Source organism: Brevundimonas sp. GW821-FHT02A10, assembly GCF_059422025.1.
In genome coordinates, this window is record NZ_JBWKWC010000010.1 from 2501 (window position 1) to 5566 (window position 3066).

1 tRNA gene and 2 rRNA genes (1 of these 3 running past the window's edge) are annotated in these 3066 nt (G+C 53.8%); all 3 read left to right on the plus strand.

Annotation, left to right across the window (positions count from 1 at the left end):
• Window positions 1-2673: ribosomal RNA gene (locus AC07U0_RS18305) — 23S ribosomal RNA — on the plus strand; it begins 108 nt to the left of the window's first position.
• A 72-nt stretch (window positions 2674-2745) separates the two neighbouring features.
• Window positions 2746-2860, plus strand: a 5S ribosomal RNA gene (gene rrf / locus AC07U0_RS18310).
• Between the two features lie 98 nt (window positions 2861-2958).
• Window positions 2959-3035: transfer RNA gene (locus AC07U0_RS18315), tRNA-Met, on the plus strand.
• Window positions 3036-3066: the final 31 nt, after the last annotated feature.

Sequence of the window (3066 nt, forward strand, 5' to 3'; positions counted from 1 at the left end):
TATTTCCGAATGGGGAAACCCACCTTTACAGTCTTCCAACTTTGCTCACTTCGGTGGGTACGGATTGGCGGATTGTTCAAAGGTATAATGACCTGAATACATAGGGTTCATTAAGCAAACCCGGGGAACTGAAACATCTCAGTACCCGGAGGAAAGGACATCAACCGAGACTCCCGTAGTAGTGGCGAGCGAACCGGGACCAGGCCAGTGCTCTTGTGAAATAAAGCCGAACGATCTGGAAAGGTCGGCCATAGCGGGTGAAAGCCCCGTAGGCGTCAAACAGCAAGAGACTCGAGTAGGGCGGGACACGTGAAATCCTGTCTGAACATGGGGGGACCACCCTCCAAGCCTAAGTACTCCTCTACGACCGATAGTGAACAAGTACCGTGAGGGAAAGGTGAAAAGCACCCCGACAAGGGGAGTGAAACAGATCCTGAAATCGGAAGCCTACAAGCAGTCGGAGCCTCCAAGCGAGGTGACGGCGTACCTTTTGTATAATGGGTCAGCGACTTCATGTGTCGAGCAAGCTTAAGCCGTTAGGTGTAGGCGCAGCGAAAGCGAGTCTGAATAGGGCGCTAAGTTCGACGTATGACGACCCGAAACTGGGTGATCTATCCATGAGCAGGTTGAAGGTAAGGTAACACTTACTGGAGGACCGAACCGGTGAATGTTGAAAAATTCTCGGATGACTTGTGGATAGGGGTGAAAGGCCAATCAAACCCAGACATAGCTGGTTCTCCGCGAAATCTATTTAGGTAGAGCGTCCGACGAATTCCTTAGGGGGTAGAGCACTGGATGGTTGCGGGCTGCGCGAGCGGTACCAATACTAACCAAACTCCGAATACCTAAGAGAACTATCGGGCAGACACACGGCGGGTGCTAACGTCCGTCGTGAAAAGGGAAACAACCCTAACCATCATCTAAGGCCCCCAAGTACTGGCTAAGTGGGAAACGATGTGGGATTGCTTTGACAATCAGGAGGTTGGCTTAGAAGCAGCCATCCTTTAAAGAAAGCGTAACAGCTCACTGATCAAGCGATCCTGCGCGGAAAATGTAACGGGGCTCAAGCCAGTCGCCGAAGATATGGGTGCACTTTATGTGCGCGGTAGCGGAGCGTTCCGTAAGCCGGTGAAGGTCAGGCGTGAGCCTGGCTGGAGGTATCGGAAGTGAGAATGCTGACATGAGTAACGATAGGAGTGTGAGAGACACTCCCGCCGAAAGACCAAGGGTTCCTGCGTAAAGCTAATCTGCGCAGGGTTAGTCGGCCCCTAAGGCGAGGCTGAAAAGCGTAGTCGATGGGAAGCAGGTAAATATTCCTGCACCAGCCAGAAGTGACGGATGGCGTAACTTGTCAGGGCTTATTGGATTGTCCTGGCAGGGAAGTTGTCCCTGGAAATAACTCTGGCAGAGACCGTACCCGAAACCGACACAGGTGGTCAGGTAGAGCATACCAAGGCGTTTGAGAGAACTATGCTGAAGGAACTCGGCAAATTGCACGCGTAACTTCGGAATAAGCGTGACTCTGCTAAGGGCAACCTCTGCAGAGTGGCACAAGCCAGGGGGTAGCGACTGTTTAGCAAAAACACAGGGCTCTGCGAAGCAGCAATGCGACGTATAGGGTCTGACGCCTGCCCGGTGCCTGAAGGTTAAAGGGAGATGTGAAAGCGTCGAACTGAAGCCCAGGTAAACGGCGGCCGTAACTATAACGGTCCTAAGGTAGCGAAATTCCTTGTCGGGTAAGTTCCGACCTGCACGAATGGCGTAACGACTTCCCCACTGTCTCCAGCATAGGCTCAGTGAAATTGAATTCCCCGTGAAGATGCGGGGTTCCCGCGGTCAGACGGAAAGACCCTATGAACCTTTACTATAGCTTCGCCTTGGCGTTAGCGACCGTATGTGTAGGATAGGTGGGAGGCTATGAAACCGGGGCGCCAGCACCGGTGGAGCCATCCTTGAAATACCACCCTTACTGTCGTTGACGTCTAACCGAGGGCCGTTATCCGGTCCCGGGACATGGCGTGGTGGGTAGTTTGACTGGGGCGGTCGCCTCCTAAAGTGTAACGGAGGCGCGCGATGGTGGGCTCAGACCGGTCGGAAATCGGTCGTCGAGTGCAATGGCATAAGCCCGCCTGACTGCGAGACTGACAAGTCGAGCAGAGACGAAAGTCGGCCATAGTGATCCGGTGGTCCCGAGTGGAAGGGCCATCGCTCAACGGATAAAAGGTACTCTAGGGATAACAGGCTGATTTTGCCCAAGAGTCCATATCGACGGCAAAGTTTGGCACCTCGATGTCGGCTCATCACATCCTGGGGCTGGAGCAGGTCCCAAGGGTTCGGCTGTTCGCCGATTAAAGTGGTACGTGAGCTGGGTTCAGAACGTCGTGAGACAGTTTGGTCCCTATCTGCCGTGGGTGTTCGAAGCTTGAGAGGATCTGTCCCTAGTACGAGAGGACCGGGATGGACATACCTCTGGTGTACCTGTCATGGCGCCAGCTGTGCAGCAGGGTAGCTAAGTATGGAATAGATAACCGCTGAAAGCATCTAAGCGGGAAACTAACCTCAAAACAAGGCTTCGCTGAGGATCGTGGAAGACTACCACGTTGATAGGCCAGGTGTGGAAGCGCGGTGACGTGTGAAGCTTACTGGTACTAATAATCCGATCGGCTTGATCGTTTCTCAGCAAAACTCATTCGATTTTCGAATACGACAATGTCTTCTCTTACAGTACGATATCCGCTTGGTTGACCTGGTGGCTATGTCGGAGGTTCCCCACCCGATCCCATCCCGAACTCGGTCGTTAAGCCCTCCAGAGCCGATGGTACTCCGTCTCAAGGCGTGGGAGAGTAGGTCGCCGCCGGGTCTACCAAGCGGATATCGCACTGTAACTGTTGCTTGAGCTGACGCGCTTCGCGCTGCTTGAGCTCTCTCTCGAACATCTTCCTTCACACTACCGTTTGCCGCGGGATGGAGCAGCCCGGTAGCTCGTCAGGCTCATAACCTGAAGGTCGCAGGTTCAAATCCTGCTCCCGCACCCAAACATCAACAAAACGCCCCGCTGACAACAGC